The organism is Candidatus Methanoplasma termitum (genome assembly GCF_000800805.1).
In the GTDB taxonomy this organism is placed as follows: Archaea; Thermoplasmatota; Thermoplasmata; order Methanomassiliicoccales; family Methanomethylophilaceae; genus Methanoplasma; species Methanoplasma termitum.
Genome location: NZ_CP010070.1, coordinates 1272275 through 1288444, shown reverse-complemented (window position 1 = coordinate 1288444; position 16170 = coordinate 1272275). Strand labels below are relative to the sequence as shown.

Genomic DNA, 16170 nt, shown 5'->3' with positions numbered 1-16170 from the left:
CACCGAAAACAGCGAAAAGCCGATTACCCATTTATAAAGGCCTGAAATCGCGCGTCTGAACAGTTATATATTAAGGAGGCCATGCGAGCCTAATGTCACTAGTAGTGTCCTACATACCATTGGTTGTCGTCGGCATCATGACTATGGGCTTTGCACCCTTGGCGTGGTTGACATCCAGGTTCATAAGACCGAAGAGACCTACTCAGTGGATGGAAAATACATACGAGTGCGGTTCGGAACCGATAGGGGATGCCCACGTTCAGTTCAAATTCCAATACTATGCTTTTGCAATCATTTTTGTTGTGTTTGACCTGATCGCCACATTCCTGATGATCTGGGCCGTTGCCTTCTCCGGTCTTTCGACCATGGCGACCGTATGGATGCTCCTGCTGCTGGGAATAATGATCCTCGGTGTAGCGTACTCACTCAAAAAGGAGGAAACGCTATGGATATGAGCCTGTATCCCCACGCTGTTGCCATGAGCAAGGAAGAGTTCATGACATGGTCATCAGCCATGATCAACGATCTGCTTAGCGCAGGTACGAAAAAAACTGTGGATAAGCTCACGGGACCGATATGGTCTTGGGCTATGAGAAATTCTATGCACCCTCTGCACTGGGGACTGGCATGCTGCGCCCTTGAGATGGCGGCCGCTTCCGCACCGAGATTCGATGCCGAGCGTTACGGTATGATCTACAGATCATCGCCGAGACAGACCGACATCTTGCTGGTCAACGGGTGGATATCAAAAAAGATCCGCCCGGACCTGAGGCGTCTCTATGAGCAGATACCGAACCCCAAGTGGGTCGTGGCAATGGGCGAATGCGCCATATCGGGCGGGCCCTGGTACGATTCGTACAACACAGTTCAGGGTCTGGATCAGATAGTTCCGGTAGATATCTACATACCCGGATGCCCCGCAAGACCCGATGCGATGATAGACGGTTTCATGCTTCTTCAGAAAAAGATAGACGACTACTTCACGAGAGGAATATTCATGGAGGACTGAGCATGGCGGAAATAAGCGAAAAGCCGACAGTCGAAGAGATATCCACGCTCCTCAGAAACAAATTCTCAGACAAGTTAAAGGTCACCGGCACCGCAACAAGGAGAGTATTTGTAAAAGTGGAGAAGGATGCGATCCATCCCGTTTGTGAATATATTCACAACATCCTCTCGTTCGAACATGCAACTTCGATCATGGGGAACGACATGAAGGATCACATGGAGGTCATTTACCACCTGTCCAACTATTACAGCGGCGTAATAATAGAACTTACGACCGACCTGCCTTTGGACGACCTTCACGTAAGGTCTGTATCGGACATATGGGGCGGAGGCAACTGGCACGAGAGGGAGACGCATGAGCTTTTTGGAATAGTCTTCGACGGACACCCGAAACTCGAGAGGCTCCTCACGCCGGATTCCTATGAATTCTATCCGTTCAGAAAATCATACAAATTAAGGGGGCAGGAATGATGGAGAACGATTATATCGGCGGAAAGTGCGAGAGATCCTCGATGCACACAGACAAGATGTGGGTCATCATGGGTCCGCAGCACCCCTTCTCTCATGGGCTATGGACACTTAAGGCCCAGCTGGACGGAGAGATAGTGGCAGACGCAGAACCGATAATAGGCTACCTGCACAGAGGATGGGAGAAAGAGTGCGAGAACAGGACGTATCCGAAGATCATACCAATGGCGGACCGTCTCTGCTACGCCGCTTCAATGACGTATACCCACCTGTACTGTATGACCGTAGAAAAGGCGCTCGGCATCGACATACCCGAGAAAGCCAAATACATCAGGATAATAGGCGACGAGATCTGCCGCATCCAGTCCCACCTTATGTGGCTGGCCGCAGTAGGTACCGACCTGGGGAACCTCACAGTATTCCTGTGGGCCATGAGAGAAAGAGAGTTCTTCATGGACCTCAACATGAGACTCTGCGGTGCGAGGATGACAACGAACTTCCCGCGCATAGGCGGAGTAAGGAACGATGCGGACGAAGAGTTCGACATGTATTCCAGAAGATGCATAAAGCGCTTCGAGAAAGCGATGTGGGACATCATCGGATTAATAGATGATTCATCAGTATTCGTTTCAAGGATGAAAGGCACAGGGGTCCTAACAAGGGAGCACTGCGCCAACTTAGGCATCACGGGACCGGCCATGAGAGGCACGGGCGTCGATTTCGATATACGCCGTGACGACCCATATGACAATTACGACAAAATAGACTTCGAAGTACCCGTCCTAAAGGCGGGGGACTCGTACGCCCGTTACATGGTCAGGATCGAGGAAATGTTCCAGTCATGCAAAATAATATTGCAGGCGCTGGATAAGGTGAAGGCCCTCGGGAAGAATGCGCCGTACAGACTCAAGGTGCCGTCGAAGGTGCCGGCGGGGAGATCGTTCATGAGATTGGAGGATCCCCGCGGAGAGTCGATGATGTATCTCGTCTCCGACGGTTCTGACAAACCGTACAGGCTCAAAGTGCGCAGTCCGATCTTCGTCAACGTATCTGCGGCAAAGCCGCTGGTGCAGGGATCCAGGATCGCCGACGTGCCCGTGATAATGGCAATGATAGATATGTGTCTGGGAGAGACCGACAGGTGATAAAATGCCGTACAGCAACATTACAGACTGGATACATTTCTCCAACGTCATGGACAACCCGTTCTATCCGTTCGGAGATATCTACAACCTCCCATTCGACATATCTTACAAACTATGGCAGCTGATCGGCGGCTTCATCTCGTGGATAATCAACCTTATCTTCCCCGGTAACGGGCTGTCGACATGGCTGATATCCCCGGAGATAACGAATATCTTCGCCCTGCTGATATTCATGATACTGATATTCCTGGTGGCGTTCATTGTCACATTGTTATCGTTGTGGATGGAGCGTAAGGTCCTGGGAAGGGTCATGGACAGAAGAGGGACCATGATCGGCCTGAAAGGATTCATGCAGTGTCTGGCAGACGGTTTCAAGACCTTCCTGAAGGAAGACACCGTTTCAAGGAACGTCGACAAGAAGATGTATCTCTGGACTGCGGCACTGATCATAGGGACATCGGCGCTCATCGCATGTATGATCCCTCTTTCGGGGAGATGGTTCGTAGTCAATTACGGAACGGGACTCCTGATAATAATGGCCCTGTTCGCACTGGCACCCTTCTTTATATTGGTGTCGGGCTGGGCTCAGAACAACAAGTATTCGTTGATCGGAGGAATGAGAGCGGCGGAACTGATGATATCATACGAAGTTCCGATGCTCATAATGATCGCCACGGCCGCTTTGATGGCAGGCAGTTTCAACATAGGCGACATCGTCAATGCGCAGCACGGAATGTGGTTCCTGTTCCCGCAGATCATCGGTTTCATAACATTCTTCTATTGTGCGACGGCCGAGGCGGAACGTGTACCGTTCGATATCGCCGAGGCAGAGGCCGAACTTGTGGAGGGATGGCAGACAGAGTACGCGGGAATGAAATGGGGCCTGATCATGCTGGCGGATTACATGAGAGGATATGTCTCGTGCGCCATGATCGTCATATTGTTCCTCGGAGGATGGCTCATACCCTTCGCACCCGACGGCTGGCAGGGCATAATGCCCGAGATAGTCATGCTGGCGAAGATCTGGCTGGTGTTCCTGGGAATGATAATCCTGAGAGGAGCCCTCGCAAGAGTAAGGACGGATCAGATCGTGAACATAGGGTGGAAGATATTCATGCCGTTGGCAGTGGTGAATCTTATGATCGTGATTGTGCTTAAACTCGGAGGTTGGTTCTGATGGCCGAGAAGAAATACTTGGAGAAGTATCCGAGGAACCCCGCAAGGGTCCTCTGGGTCATGAAGCCCATTGTGAAAGTTCTCAGGCTGTTCGGAAAGACCATCATACACAGACCGGTAACAATCCTTTACCCATACGAGAAGATGTGGGTGCCGGAGAACTACCGCGGACGCCCCGGGCTCAGGCTCGAAAGGTGTGTCGCATGCGGTATGTGCGTAAAGATGTGCCCCACCGCCTGCATCAAGCTGGTGGAGACCGACAACAGCGCCGGAGAGAAGGTCATGAGGCCTCAGGTCAACCTCGGAAGATGCGCCATGTGCGGATACTGTGCTGAATACTGCCCGGTGAACGCGATGACGGTCACTCCCGAATTCGAGCTCGCCGAGTACACGAGAGAGGATCTGATATACGGTCCGAAGAGGCTCGCGTACAATGCGACCGAGAAGATGGAGGTTCATTTGGAAATGACCCTGATGTCGGACGTAAAGAACGGGAACTCGGAAAAGAGGATATCGCCGTTCATGACCGACAGGCCTGTATTGGATCAGAAAAAGTGCATAAGCTGTAAGAAATGCGAAAAGGTGTGCCCCGTGAAGGCCGTTAAGATGGTCGAACACGGCGTGAACGAAAAGGGGAGACCGATACTCTACCCCGAGTTCAACCAGGCCACCTGTATATGCTGTCAGAATTGCGTGGAGGATTGTCCGAAGGACGCGCTCCACATATATGAGGTGCTATAATGGGACTCATGTTAGATATATGGAACGGATTCTGCAACGTGATGGGGTACCTCTGGACTAACTCGGATCTCGTGGCCTTTGTCGTATTGGCCGCGATAGCCATAGCCGCTGCGTTGTACGTGGTGACTGCGAAAGAGGTGGTGCACAGTGCATTCTACCTCGCCCTCGTATTCGTTTGCGTGGCGGTCACTTACTTCTTCCTGGAGGCTGAGTTCGTCGGTGTTATCCAGATGCTGGTGTATGTTGGTGCGATCACGATCCTGTTCGCATTCAGCATTATGTTGACTAGAAGGTATATAATGCGCAGTGAAGGTGATTCGGATGAATAAGAAGGTCCTTATAGGCCTTGGTGTGGCAGCGGCCCTGCTTGCGGTATTTGCGCTGGCAGTGATGGCTACGGACTGGAAAGAGGTCAATCCCGGGATCAAAGACACTCCCGGAAGTGTCGACTTCACGGGCGGGACGGTCGAGATCACCGACGAGAACACGGGCGAGACCACCGTGACAATAGATCACAACTCGCTCAACTATGCATTGTTCGAGCAATACGGTCCGTTGCTTCTGATCCTGGCGCTGCTTATGTTCGGCGCCATGATCGGCGGTGTTTGTATAGCGAGAGAGGAGAGTGAGCACGATGATACCGATTGAGGTCTTCCTGCTGTTCGCCGCGGTGCTCTTCGCCATAGGAGCATACGGGGTCATGACAAAGAAGAACACAATCGTCGTTCTGATGTGCATCGAGCTGATGCTGAATGCGGCGAACATAAACTTCATCGTATTCTCGGCATTCACGACAAACGTCCTCGGAGAAGTGTTCGTAGTGATGTCCATATCGGTGGCGGCGGCGGAGGTCGCGGTGGGAATCGCGATATTGTTGAACGCATACAAGGTGAAGGGCACCATCGAGGCCGACAGCCTCGCATCCATGAGGTGGTAAGATGTTCTTAGAATATGCTTGGCTGATCCCGCTGGTCCCGGTGCTTTGCTTTGTGATAGTGGGATTCTTCGGAAAGAAGATGCCCGAAGGAGGCGGTCCGGTCGTAATATTCGGTGCGGCGTTCGCATTCGTTATGTCGGTCCTCGTCTCATACGAGTTCTTTACATCAGGGTATTATTACGGAGAACATACGCAAGGGTTCTTCATGTCGGACATTGCATGGTTCTCCATCGGCGATTTCCATCTCAGGCTTGGAATATACATCGACAGCCTGTCTTGTGTGATGATATTGTTCGCTTCGTTCATTTCGACGCTGATATTCATCTACTCGATAGGATACATGCACGAGGAAGGTAAGAAAAAGAGAAGATACTACGCCGAGGTCTCACTGTTCCTGACGGGAATGCTGGGACTCGCATTATCTAGCAACTTCCTTCAGATGTTCGTATTCTGGGAGATAATGGGTCTTTGCTCATATCTCCTGATCGGATTCTGGAGCTTCGATCACCCCAATGGGGACGATGCTTCGGATAATGCCGCATCGGCAGCGAAGAAAGCTTTCCTGGTCACAAGGCTGGGGGACGTCTGTCTCATGGGAGGGTTGTTTGTGATATTGTATTCGTTCGGCAGCCTAGACTATGCTACGGTGTTCAGCGCCGATCTGATAGCGAAGGTGGACCCGAACATGATAATGCTCGGTTCCCTCCTGATATTCGGCGGTGTGATAGGAAAGAGCGCACAGTTCCCGCTTCTGGACTGGCTTCCGGATGCGATGGCGGGCCCCACGACCGTTTCTGCGTTGATACACGCAGCGACAATGGTCAAGGCCGGTGTGTTCCTCGTTGCGAGATGTTTCCCGCTGTTCACACAGAACCCCGAGGTGATGCTGTTCGTCGGCCTCATCGGAGGAATAACGGCGTTCTTCGCGGCAACGATGGCTCTCAACAACATGAATATAAAGAAAGTGCTTGCTTACTCAACGCTGTCCCAGCTGGGATACATGTTCCTCGCACTCGGTGCGGGAGGATATATGATGGCGCTGGGAATGCAGACCGACAACGAAGCATTGATCGCGGCGGGAGCCGTCGGTTACGTTGCAGGAGTTCTGCATATGGTCAACCATGCGTTCTTCAAAGCACTGCTCTTCCTGGGCTCCGGTTCGGTGATACATTCCACAGGCACGGAGGACATGCGGGAGATGGGCAATCTGCATCGTAAGATGAAGATCACCTCGATCACCATGCTGATCGGTTCGCTGTCCATTGCGGGATTCCCGTTCTTCAGCGGATTCTGGTCAAAAGAAATAGTGCTGGAAACGGCGATGCACGCCGGCAACCACGGGCTGGACGGATGGGTGTTCACAATAATGTGGATATTGGCCATCGTTACAGCGTTCATGACCGCATTCTACATGTTCAGGATGTGGTTCATGACATTCAAGGGCAAGAAGACGGCGCACCACTGCCACGGGGAGTCCCCAAAGAGCATGACGATCCCGTTGATCATACTGTCTGTGTTTGCAGCTCTGATAGGATTGATATTATTGTTCGGCTTCGATGGGTATGTATCGATCATGCCACATGATGTTGGAAACAATGCGGCAGGAAGTACGTTATGGCATTTCATGGTAGGGTCCGGTGAATCGAAGGGACTTGTAGAGTGGCTTACCGAGATATTCGGAAGCATATACACTTACATCACGGTAGCACTGGTACTGATAGCGATAGCCGTTGCATATGTCATGTATGCCAGAGGATCGTTCGATCCGGGCAAACTCAACAAGAACGGCAAGTCTCGGCTGTATACGGCACTTACAAAGAGGTGGTACTTCCCGCAGCTTTACGACCAGATCGGATGGAAGCTTGGGTACGGTGTCGCCAAAGGAGTGGATTTCGTGGACACGCAGATCGTGGACGGTACGGTCAACGCATTGGCGTCGTCGGTCGTCGGCGGCGGAGAGGCCGCAAGCAAAGCCCAAACGGGAGATGTGCGCGACTACTCCGGAATAGTATTGTTCGGAGTGGTCCTGCTGTGTGTCTTCATAATAGCTCTCTTCTATTACATGGGAGGTGTTTAAGGTGTTCTTCGACATAGGTTTTGAGATGCCTTATCTGCTGACCCTGCTGCTGGTCTTCCCGCTGGTCGGTGCGATAGCAACGCTGGCGATGGGAGGTAAGAGAGCAAAGTACGCGAAATGGGTCGCGGGAGTGTTCTCCGGCATAACAATGGTATTGTCCATTATCCTGCTGTTCACTCCGGACCTTTCGGTATACAATGAAAGCCACAGTTGGATAAACTTCGGCAATATCGTAGTTTCATATATCCTGACCGTGGACGGACTGAGCATCCTTATGGTATTCCTAACCGGAGTGCTCGTGTTCCTGTCGACCGTATTCTCCGCAGGCGAGAAGGACAGGCCCAACTACTTCTTCGCATTGCTGCTTGCAATGGAGGTCGGTCTGATGGGCGTGTACATGGCGGGAGATTACTTCCTCTTCTACATAATGTGGGAGGTGACCCTGATCCCGATGTTCTTCATGATATCGTGGTTCGGAGGTCCGAGGAGGCACTACGCCGCTATCAAGTTCTTCATCTATACACACGTAGCGAGTCTGGTCATGCTGATCGGTATATTCGCACTGGTGTTCGCAACGACGGGCGGGAACTTCTCGTTCGAGGCAGTGGCCGCGGGTACGGCGTTAAGCGCTACATTCCAGACATTGGTGTTCGGACTGCTTTTCTTCGGATTTGCGGTCAAGATGCCGATCGTACCGTTCCATACATGGCTTCCGGATGCACACACCGAAGCGCCTACGGCGGGTTCGGTCCTGCTGGCGGGAGTCATGCTGAAGATGGGTTCGTACGGTATCATAAGAGTGTGTCTCGATCTCAACCTGTTCCATGACGCGGCGGTCGTATGGCAGCCGATAATGGTGTTCATAGGATTGCTGGCGATGATATACGGCGCATACGCCTGTATCGCACAGAGGGATCTCAAGAAGATGGTGGCGTTCTCGTCTGTCAGTCACATGGGTATGGTCATGATCGCAATGGCCACACTGTCCGGCATGGGAATACAGTTCGCCGTGTTCCAGATGTTCGCACACGGATTGATATCCGCAGTGCTCTTCATGACCTGCGGAGCAGCGGGGCACAGCATCGGAACAAGAGAGATACCTCTGCTGGGGGGATTGGCCGGAAAGCTGCCTCTCCTCGCGGGATTCATGATGTTTGGATTCTTGGCATCCCTGGGACTTCCCGGATTGGTAGGATTCTGGGCGGAGTTCGGGATAATATTCTCGTTCTTCAACTATGCATCGGATATCAACATGCTGTGGCTGGTGGCGTTCTGTCTGCTCTCCTTGCTGCTGACCGCGGGATATTACCTGTGGGCAATGCAGAGAAGCATGTTCGGAAGGCTTACCAAGAAGATAGATCTCTCACACATACACGACCTGAGCAGACCGGAGGTCATCGCTCTCAGTGCGACATGCGCACTGATAGCGCTGTTCGGTCTCTGGCCGGACCTGGCACTCGGATTCGTAAGGGAATTCACGGCGGCATTACCGGGGGTGATTTAAATGATGTACGTTGATCCATCAGCAATAACGACGATATTCGGGGATTTCACCCCGCTGGCACCGATGATCATCATGATAATAGGTGCGCTGATAATGCCTGCGGTATACTTCGGTACAAAGAGAAGGAACGTGGTCACAGGCATAACGCTTGCGATAGTTGCGATCTCGATGATAATAAACATCATCATGATGCTCGGCAAATACACAGATGGGTATGGGGTCACGGGTGTGAACGCTCTTGGCGAAAACCTATATCTGTTCACCTATGATGCGTTCGCAGGCGTAATGATACTGCTGTTCCAGACGGTGGTATTGCTTGCCGCATTGGTATCGTCGTCGAGCACAGAGACAACGAGGCACCACTTCGGTGCGTTCAATTCTCTGCTGCTTGCGGCGGCCGTCGGTATGATGTTCGTGGCAACCGCCAACGACCTCATAACGATCTTCCTGGGAGTCGAACTTGCGAGTATAACCTCGTATGTTCTGGTTTCAATGAAGAGGAAGGACCCGAGGTCTGCGGAAGCCGCAGTGAAATACGTCATCATCGGCGGATTGTCCACGGCGTTGACGCTTTATGGTCTCTCGATGCTGTATGGCGTAACGGGGAACACCAATATCTCAGAAATAGCAGCAACGTTAGCGGGCTCAGGCTTCAGCTGGGCATTCGGTATCGCAATGATCACTTTGATTGCAGGCCTTGGCTTCAAGGTTGCAGCAGCCCCATTCCACGCGTGGGCACCTGATGTATACGAAGGAGCGCCTACACCCGTCACGATGTTCCTGGCAACAGGTTCAAAGAAAGTAGGATTTGTTGCATTGTTCAAGATATTCCTCATGATCTTCGTTGTGGCATCGGCCTCAGAAGCATTTAACATGATGGAGGTGAGGTATGTCTTTGCGATCATTGCCGCAATAACGATGACCGTCGGAAACATCATCGCGATATCTCAGAACAACATCAAGAGAATGCTCGCGTATTCAAGCATCGCCAACGCAGGTTATATTCTGATCGTAATGGCGGTCGCATCTGAGTATGCTCTGTCATCGGGTCTGTTCTATATGTTTGTGCACGTGTTCATGAAGGGAGGAGCATTCCTTATCGTCGGCGGATTGATCTCCGCCGGAATAGGCGAGAAGATCTCGGACTATCAGGGTCTTGCAAAGAGGGCGCCGTTCCTCGCAATAGCGATGATGCTGTTCCTGTTCTCATTGGCAGGTATACCGCCGCTTGCGGGTTTCACGGGAAAGTTCTTCCTGTTCTCCTCTGCGATATTCGTCGACGGTCAGATGGCTCAATGGGTATGGCTGGCTTTCATAGCGGTTCTGAACTCTGCGATCTCGCTGTACTATTATGTCAGGGTAATCAAAGTGATGTTCATCGAGAAAGGAGCGACCACCGACAAGGTAAAGATCCCGAAGCCCTTCACCGCAGCGATCGTGATATGTTTGGCGTTCGTGATCATACTCGGTGTGTATCCTCAGCTCCTTATGGACTTCTGCACAAGCGCAGCATCGGCACTGCTCGGTTGAACAAGAAAGAAACCTCTTCCAAATCCAATTTTTCTTATTTATCAACAAATGAACAGAATGCTCTCTACTGAAAACAGTTAAGTAGATTCCGAACATCCCACAGTCAATGGACGAGCCTTGGTATTCTTCTATATCCGGTGATCTGGATAAAGTAGAGAAACTTATGATGAATACGGTAAGGTCAAAAAACCGCGAGCTCACCGAGATATGCAATTATGTTCTCAATTCGAACGGTAAAAGAATAAGGCCTGCCATGTGCATACTGTCATTCCGCGCATGCGGGGGGAAGAACGTAAAAAAGACGCTGGATGTCGCCACCGCGATAGAGATCATTCACAACGCCACGCTTGTACACGATGACATCAACGACGAAGGGGATCTGAGAAGAGGGGCGCAGGCGGCATACAGAAAGTACTCGATCGGCAAATCCATCGTCGCCGGGGACTTCATGTTCGCCCAGGGGTTCAGACTTATCGGCTCCGCATCTCCAGAGATAGTGGATTTTATCGTCGATGCGTCAGCTGCGATGGCGGCGGGCGAGTTCATTCAGAAAGAGTTCGAACATAACATATCGGTAACGGAAGGGGACTACCTGAAAATAATCGAAGGGAAGACCGCAAGACTCATAGAGTGCGGCGCAAAGATCGGAGCGTTCCTTGCCGGTGCAGATATCGATTCGATAGCAAAAGTGGGGGAGTTCGCATTCCAAACCGGGCTGGCATTCCAGATCGTCGATGACGTTCTGGATGTGAACGGCGACGAGGGAACGACGGGAAAAAGGATCGGCAGCGATATGGTCGAGGGGAAACCGACACTCCCCGCGATATATGCGATGCAGGACCCGGTCTACGGTAAAAAGATAAAGGATTTCTTCAGGAACAAAGAGATCAGCTGGGCGGAAGTGTCGGAGGTCATCGCCCTGATCAAGAAGACAGACGCTATACCCAGATGCATGGAAAAGGCAAAGGAGATAGCGGAAGCATCGATGGGTATGCTCGATGTTATCGACGATTCCGTCTATAAGCGATCGCTGATCGATCTTTCTAAATTCATAGTTGCCCGTAACAGGTGACGCAGAATGTCAATGAAAGCCGATGTCCTCATTGTCGGTGCTGGGCCGGCCGGCGGGACCGCCGCCAAATATGCCGCAACAAAAGGAGCGAACGTCATCATCATCGAAAGAAGGCCGGAGGTCGGCGTCCCGGTAAGGTGCGGCGAATTGATACCTTCGAACGATGAGATAATCGGTATGTTCCCCAACGCCGGGGATATATCTTCGTTGTTTGATATTCCTAAGGAATTGAAACTCAGGGACATCGAAGGGATAAAACTCATAGATCCGAAAGGGAAAGAGAGGCTGCTTGATTTCACAGGTTACACCACAGACCGCGACAGATTCGACAAGCACATAGTGTCTGAGGCGGAGAAGGAAGGCGCTCAGTTGGTGAAGGGATGTCTCTTCATTAAAACAAAGGACGGGAAGGCGGAGACATCATTGGGAGATATCGAGTACAAGGTGATAATCGGCGCCGACGGCCCCGGATCGAGAGTAGCAAGATCGCTGGGTATTCCGAAAAATAATGATCTGTATCCGGCCGTGACCGCACAGGCGAAAGGAGATTTTGAGCCATATGTTCAAATGTTCTTCGGCGGAATAGCTCCGGGCGCATACAGCTGGATAATCCCGAAGAAAGGACAGGCGAACGTCGGCGTGGGGTTTTCCCCGAAGTTCGCCGACGGCACATTGAGCGAATACTTCGAGAAGTTCAGAACGAAACACGATCTCGATGTGACGACAAAGCTTGAAGGAAAATACGTCCCGAGCGAAGGGATGATCTCAAGGATCGTTTCCGATAATGGAATGGTGGTCGGCGACGCAGCTGGCCAAGTGATATCGGTCAACGGCGGAGGGCTGCCTTTGGCGCTTATAGCTGGGAGGGTCTGCGGCGAGGTCGCAGGTGACCGTTGCATGAACGGCAGGAGCCTTACGGACTATCAGGCAGAATGCGAAAAGATCTTCCGCAAGCCGTTGAGGACAGCCGCATCCAACAAAAAACTTGCCGATGTTCTAGCTTTCGGTTCCGACAGAAGAACAAGCATCTGTATGAGCATTCTCGGAGAAAGACGCATGGGCGATCTCATCAGATGCAAACGCATCTTCCCCTGATCATCTCTTTCTGCACGCTTTCATCCCGGAACCGCAAATAGGACATTCATCCTGTTTCTCTTTGAACCATTTCCCGCACCCTATGCATTGGTAGTTCCACTTCTCAACTTTTTTGATCCCGGACATCCCGACAGGCCTGAAAGGGATGCCCATGATACGGGAGACGTTCTGTATCGAGTAGTCATCGGTGAGGATCGTTCCGCCCGTGTCGACCGCAAGTGCCAGCACGGTAATGTCCACGGGAGAAAGCTTTCCGAGGTCGCCGCTTTTTCTCGCTGCTTCGGTGACTTTATCGATCGAAGCCTTGGTGCAGTCGGAAACCCTCAAAAGATCACCCCAAAGGTCGAGCCTCTTGTCGTTGTACTTGGCAAGCTCATCAATGACGCCGGGGGGGCATAGAAAATCCTCATCCGGTAACCCCTCCATTGAGAAAAGCGCGGAACTGTCTAAGATGAGCATACTTTGAGCATATGTCAAAGGGTTATTTAGTTTTCTGAAATTGCCCTGTGCTTCCTTGAGCTGCTCCAAAGCAACTTCACGATGAGGATGTGCCGCCATATTGTTTTCTTTCCCACGGAGTTCATACCGGTGGCATCATCAGAAACATGTTGTTCCGAAAGTGTTAACGGCAGTAAAGCTTTAAGTGTGAAATGTGTGGTTTATGGCGATATGGCAACAGCATTAGATGTCGTGAACTTCTTCATTGATGTCTTCAAGGATTCTCCCGACCCGATGACTCGTCTGCGGATAGAGAAGTTTGTATTCGAAGTGCCCATAAAATTTCATGAAAGACCCGTATCTGTACAAAATGCAGGTTGCAAACGGCAAAAACACTCAGGTTAATTGTTCTACAAAGTATGAAGTAAAAAATAAGTTACTGTTATAAATGCAAACGTAGTATAACTGTACGGTACTTCCGCTAAATATCAAGGACGTAAATTGTGAAAGAGGTGAAAAAGAAATGCCGATAGAATCGTTCTATGAGATGATGGTGATAGACACCAAAGAAGCAGCGGAGAATTTTGTCGCGGCGTGGAGAGCCGCGGAAAAAAGAGGCCCCTATGTGCCGGAGTTCGATATGTTGAAAGTGCTCGAGGAAGGCGAAAAAGACATTCCGGAGCTCAAAAAGAGACTGGAAAAAAGAAGAGCCGAGATGGAACTCAGAGGGGAGAGTGCCCCCGAATGAGCCTCATTGTAAAAAGACTCGATAAACTGACGGCAGAGATAAGAGGATCTTCGTGCACTCCTATCCGCTTTTAAATGTTCGGCAGAACCTGCCGCCGAACATTTTCTGAAGAATGTTGCGATCAGACACGACCGAGAGAGCATCTCAAGAACATATCTCATTCTGGAACGGAACGTGTCCGGCTTGGATAAAGTCAAAGGATTCTTCACACTGGCAATAAAGTGTCTCTATGTGGAAGAACACTACTCAATTCCAAAAGATATATTCGAGCAGATGAATGTCGATCACGACGTAGCACAGGCATATCTGCTCGGACAACTAGCAAAAGCAGACGGTGTCGAGAAAGGATTCGGAAAAATAATGATCAAACAGGCTCTTTCAACATTCTCTATCGGCAAAGAGATGTTCGGATGCAGGGTCGTTCGTTTGGACTGCAAGGACAGCATGATTGAGTATTACGAATCCTGCGGATTCTCTTTTATCAGGAAGAACAGCGACAAACAGCTTAACCAAATGGTCGCAATAATATGATCCCGCCGCATTTTCTCCGAAAGCTTATACGGTCGGTATACATCTCTGGGTACAGATGGATGCAGTCGATATCATCGTCATAATGTTCAACGGACTATGGTTGTTCATTCCGGCAATGCTGCCCAATTCGGCGGCGGCAATGGTGGGCGGCGGCACAAAGATCGATTTCGGAAGGTCCTGGAGAGGCAAGAGGATATTCGGCGACGGCAAATCGTGGAGAGGACTGTTCGGAGGAGGCCTCGCAGGCGTCCTCATAGGATTGATTCTGATTGGTATTTCGGCCGTCTGGGACTCCGAGAACTTCGGGGGTTACGGACCGTTCATGAGGAACATCGGGATATTGTTCTGTCTTTCTTTCGGAGCCGTTCTGGGAGATCTTATGGGGGCGTTCATCAAGAGAAGATTGGGGATGGCAAGAGGAACGAAAGCGCCGATATTGGACCAGTATGACTTCGTGTTCGGGGCGTTCGTGATAACGGCGATATTCTTCCCCGATTGGGTCTACTCCGTGTTCATAGAGGGATGGCACATAGCGGCACTGATATTCATCCTGGTGCTGATGTTCGTCATCCACAGAGGAGTTAATATAATAGGTTACAAACTCGGTATCAAAAAAGAGCCATGGTGAGCAGATGAGCGAGATTTCTAATGCACTGGAAGAATGCGGGGCGCTTCAGTTCGGGACCTTTACGCTGGCATCCGGTGCGAAGAGTGATTATTACATTAACATAAAGAAAGCAAGCACGAACCCGAGAGTCCTTTACTTAATATCTCAGCTGATGGCGGAGAAGATGCAGAAGGAGAACATCAGGCCCGACCGTATCGCCGGGATCGTTCTCGGGTCCATACCGCTGGCGGCCGCATTGTCGATGGCAACGGGGATACCGTTTGTGATGGTAAGGAAGGAACAGAAGGACCACGGCACCCAGCAGTTGATCGAGGGAGACCTCGACAGGGGAGAGAATGTGCTTGTCATAGAAGACGTCGTAACTTCTGCGGGTTCCAGCGCGAAGGCGATCGCTCTCCTGAGAGAGAACGGCGCCGTCGTGACCGATATAATGTCCGTGGTCGACAGGGAAGGCGGCGGAAAGGAGAATCTGGCGAAGATAGGCGTGAAACTTTCTGCGCTTATAACCGGTTCCGAGATAGTGAAGGGGAAGAGATGATCCCCGACCCCGATTGCAGGTTATGCGGATTATGCGAAGGCAGGACGCAGTTGGTAATGCCGAGCGGGGATCTGAGATCCTCGGTGGTATTCGTGGGAGAGGCTCCGGGGGAGAAAGAGGACCTTTCCGGCAAACCCTTCGTGGGAAGGTCGGGAAAGCTTCTGATGGCGATAATGGAAGAGGAAGGAGTGGACCGTTCTAAGGTCATGATAACGAACACGGTAAAATGCAGGCCCCCGGAGAACAGGGACCCGACCGCGGAAGAGATGGCGGCGTGCAGACCCTTTTTGGACAGCGAATTGGAAGGAAGGAAGGTCATCATCGGTCTCGGGAAATCGGCCTGCAGGGATCTGCTGGGTTATGAGGGAAAGATGTCCTCTGTCGCAAATACGAAGATATCCATAAAGGTCAACGGCAAGGACGTTCTGTTCATCCCCACATATCATCCCGCGGCATGCATCTACAGCCGCGAATCGAGGGATGCTCTAAGAACGACAATGAGGATCCTTAAGGACGAGTACCTGGAGGAATGAG

The 16170-nt window shown here is 51.2% G+C and carries 20 protein-coding genes; 19 read left to right on the top strand and 1 reads right to left on the bottom strand.

The features are described from left to right. Positions 1–92 precede the first annotated feature (92 nt). The 14 genes from Mpt1_RS06265 (at position 93) to Mpt1_RS06200 (ending at position 12753) form a co-directional block, all read left to right on the top strand. On the top strand, positions 93–455 hold the full coding sequence (locus tag Mpt1_RS06265; RefSeq protein WP_048113176.1) for an NADH-quinone oxidoreductase subunit A: 363 nt from the start codon (positions 93–95) through the stop codon (positions 453–455). Further along, the gene (locus Mpt1_RS06260) at positions 452–1009 is read left to right on the top strand and encodes an NADH-quinone oxidoreductase subunit B (RefSeq protein WP_238603113.1); all 558 of its coding nucleotides are present in this window, start codon (positions 452–454) and stop codon (positions 1007–1009) included. The genes Mpt1_RS06265 and Mpt1_RS06260 overlap by 4 nt, the downstream gene beginning before the upstream one ends. A gap of 2 nt (positions 1010–1011) precedes the next feature. Continuing rightward, positions 1012–1479 (top strand): NADH-quinone oxidoreductase subunit C, encoded by a 468-nt coding sequence (locus tag Mpt1_RS06255; RefSeq protein ID WP_048113174.1) that lies wholly within the window; start codon positions 1012–1014, stop codon positions 1477–1479. After that, positions 1476–2621 (top strand): NADH-quinone oxidoreductase subunit D, encoded by a 1146-nt coding sequence (locus Mpt1_RS06250; protein WP_052399321.1) that lies wholly within the window; start codon positions 1476–1478, stop codon positions 2619–2621. The genes Mpt1_RS06255 and Mpt1_RS06250 overlap by 4 nt, the downstream gene beginning before the upstream one ends. 4 nt (positions 2622–2625) lie before the next feature. After that, the gene (locus tag Mpt1_RS06245) at positions 2626–3798 is read left to right on the top strand and encodes a complex I subunit 1/NuoH family protein (protein WP_048113172.1); all 1173 of its coding nucleotides are present in this window, start codon (positions 2626–2628) and stop codon (positions 3796–3798) included. After that, positions 3798–4538 (top strand): 4Fe-4S binding protein, encoded by a 741-nt coding sequence (locus tag Mpt1_RS06240; protein WP_048113170.1) that lies wholly within the window; start codon positions 3798–3800, stop codon positions 4536–4538. The genes Mpt1_RS06245 and Mpt1_RS06240 overlap by 1 nt, the downstream gene beginning before the upstream one ends. Continuing rightward, positions 4538–4867 (top strand): NADH-quinone oxidoreductase subunit J, encoded by a 330-nt coding sequence (locus Mpt1_RS06235; protein ID WP_052399319.1) that lies wholly within the window; start codon positions 4538–4540, stop codon positions 4865–4867. Before Mpt1_RS06240 ends, Mpt1_RS06235 begins: the two co-directional genes overlap by 1 nt. Further along, positions 4860–5186 carry a hypothetical protein gene (locus Mpt1_RS06230; RefSeq protein ID WP_048113168.1) on the top strand — a complete coding sequence of 109 codons (327 nt, stop codon included), beginning with the start codon at positions 4860–4862 and terminating at the stop codon, positions 5184–5186. The genes Mpt1_RS06235 and Mpt1_RS06230 overlap by 8 nt, the downstream gene beginning before the upstream one ends. Then, on the top strand, positions 5173–5475 hold the full coding sequence (gene nuoK / locus Mpt1_RS06225; protein ID WP_048113166.1) for an NADH-quinone oxidoreductase subunit NuoK: 303 nt from the start codon (positions 5173–5175) through the stop codon (positions 5473–5475). Before Mpt1_RS06230 ends, nuoK begins: the two co-directional genes overlap by 14 nt. Position 5476: 1 nt before the next feature. After that, positions 5477–7552 (top strand): NADH-quinone oxidoreductase subunit 5 family protein, encoded by a 2076-nt coding sequence (locus Mpt1_RS06220; RefSeq protein WP_048113164.1) that lies wholly within the window; start codon positions 5477–5479, stop codon positions 7550–7552. 1 nt (position 7553) lies between these two features. Next, positions 7554–9056, top strand: a complete 1503-nt coding sequence (locus tag Mpt1_RS06215) for a complex I subunit 4 family protein (RefSeq protein ID WP_238603112.1) — start codon at positions 7554–7556, stop codon at positions 9054–9056. Then, positions 9057–10586: an NADH-quinone oxidoreductase subunit N gene (locus Mpt1_RS06210; protein ID WP_238603111.1), complete on the top strand. Its 1530-nt coding sequence runs from the start codon at positions 9057–9059 to the stop codon at positions 10584–10586. A 106-nt stretch (positions 10587–10692) separates the two neighbouring features. Beyond that, complete coding sequence (locus tag Mpt1_RS06205) at positions 10693–11658, top strand: polyprenyl synthetase family protein (protein WP_148305853.1); 966 nt, start codon at positions 10693–10695, stop codon at positions 11656–11658. Positions 11659–11664: 6 nt separating this feature from the next. Beyond that, complete coding sequence (locus Mpt1_RS06200; RefSeq protein WP_048113162.1) at positions 11665–12753, top strand: geranylgeranyl reductase family protein; 1089 nt, start codon at positions 11665–11667, stop codon at positions 12751–12753. Here the strand turns inward: Mpt1_RS06200 and Mpt1_RS06195 are convergent, their stop codons facing one another. Continuing rightward, positions 12754–13212, bottom strand: a complete 459-nt coding sequence (locus tag Mpt1_RS06195; protein ID WP_048113160.1) for an NOB1 family endonuclease — start codon at positions 13210–13212, stop codon at positions 12754–12756. 502 nt (positions 13213–13714) lie between these two features. Between Mpt1_RS06195 and Mpt1_RS06190 the strand changes: the two genes are divergently transcribed. The 5 genes from Mpt1_RS06190 (at position 13715) to Mpt1_RS06170 (ending at position 16169) form a co-directional block, all read left to right on the top strand. After that, on the top strand, positions 13715–13939 hold the full coding sequence (locus Mpt1_RS06190) for a hypothetical protein (protein WP_048113159.1): 225 nt from the start codon (positions 13715–13717) through the stop codon (positions 13937–13939). A gap of 183 nt (positions 13940–14122) precedes the next feature. Beyond that, positions 14123–14470 (top strand): hypothetical protein, encoded by a 348-nt coding sequence (locus Mpt1_RS06185; RefSeq protein WP_148305852.1) that lies wholly within the window; start codon positions 14123–14125, stop codon positions 14468–14470. A gap of 55 nt (positions 14471–14525) precedes the next feature. Next, on the top strand, positions 14526–15098 hold the full coding sequence (locus Mpt1_RS06180) for a CDP-2,3-bis-(O-geranylgeranyl)-sn-glycerol synthase (RefSeq protein ID WP_048113155.1): 573 nt from the start codon (positions 14526–14528) through the stop codon (positions 15096–15098). A 4-nt stretch (positions 15099–15102) separates the two neighbouring features. After that, positions 15103–15636 (top strand): orotate phosphoribosyltransferase, encoded by a 534-nt coding sequence (gene pyrE / locus Mpt1_RS06175; RefSeq protein ID WP_048113153.1) that lies wholly within the window; start codon positions 15103–15105, stop codon positions 15634–15636. Next, a complete protein-coding gene (locus Mpt1_RS06170; RefSeq protein ID WP_048113151.1) occupies positions 15633–16169 on the top strand; it encodes a uracil-DNA glycosylase in 537 nt (178 codons plus the stop codon). Before pyrE ends, Mpt1_RS06170 begins: the two co-directional genes overlap by 4 nt. Position 16170: the final 1 nt, after the last annotated feature.

Bases quoted from the DNA above. Each gene is read 5' to 3' on its own strand.
- Mpt1_RS06265 (WP_048113176.1), top strand. From the start codon at position 93: ATGTCACTAGTAGTGTCCTACATACCATTGGTTGTCGTCGGCATCATG.
- Mpt1_RS06260 (WP_238603113.1), top strand. From the start codon at position 452: ATGAGCCTGTATCCCCACGCTGTTGCCATGAGCAAGGAAGAGTTCATG.
- Mpt1_RS06255 (WP_048113174.1), top strand. From the start codon at position 1,012: ATGGCGGAAATAAGCGAAAAGCCGACAGTCGAAGAGATATCCACGCTC.
- Mpt1_RS06250 (WP_052399321.1), top strand. From the start codon at position 1,476: ATGATGGAGAACGATTATATCGGCGGAAAGTGCGAGAGATCCTCGATG.
- Mpt1_RS06245 (WP_048113172.1), top strand. From the start codon at position 2,626: ATGCCGTACAGCAACATTACAGACTGGATACATTTCTCCAACGTCATG.
- Mpt1_RS06240 (WP_048113170.1), top strand. From the start codon at position 3,798: ATGGCCGAGAAGAAATACTTGGAGAAGTATCCGAGGAACCCCGCAAGG.
- Mpt1_RS06235 (WP_052399319.1), top strand. From the start codon at position 4,538: ATGGGACTCATGTTAGATATATGGAACGGATTCTGCAACGTGATGGGG.
- Mpt1_RS06230 (WP_048113168.1), top strand. From the start codon at position 4,860: ATGAATAAGAAGGTCCTTATAGGCCTTGGTGTGGCAGCGGCCCTGCTT.
- nuoK (WP_048113166.1), top strand. From the start codon at position 5,173: ATGATACCGATTGAGGTCTTCCTGCTGTTCGCCGCGGTGCTCTTCGCC.
- Mpt1_RS06220 (WP_048113164.1), top strand. From the start codon at position 5,477: ATGTTCTTAGAATATGCTTGGCTGATCCCGCTGGTCCCGGTGCTTTGC.
- Mpt1_RS06210 (WP_238603111.1), top strand. From the start codon at position 9,057: ATGATGTACGTTGATCCATCAGCAATAACGACGATATTCGGGGATTTC.
- Mpt1_RS06205 (WP_148305853.1), top strand. From the start codon at position 10,693: ATGGACGAGCCTTGGTATTCTTCTATATCCGGTGATCTGGATAAAGTA.
- Mpt1_RS06200 (WP_048113162.1), top strand. From the start codon at position 11,665: ATGTCAATGAAAGCCGATGTCCTCATTGTCGGTGCTGGGCCGGCCGGC.
- Mpt1_RS06195 (WP_048113160.1), bottom strand. From the start codon at position 13,212: ATGCTCATCTTAGACAGTTCCGCGCTTTTCTCAATGGAGGGGTTACCG.
- Mpt1_RS06190 (WP_048113159.1), top strand. From the start codon at position 13,715: ATGCCGATAGAATCGTTCTATGAGATGATGGTGATAGACACCAAAGAA.
- Mpt1_RS06180 (WP_048113155.1), top strand. From the start codon at position 14,526: ATGGATGCAGTCGATATCATCGTCATAATGTTCAACGGACTATGGTTG.
- pyrE (WP_048113153.1), top strand. From the start codon at position 15,103: ATGAGCGAGATTTCTAATGCACTGGAAGAATGCGGGGCGCTTCAGTTC.
- Mpt1_RS06170 (WP_048113151.1), top strand. From the start codon at position 15,633: ATGATCCCCGACCCCGATTGCAGGTTATGCGGATTATGCGAAGGCAGG.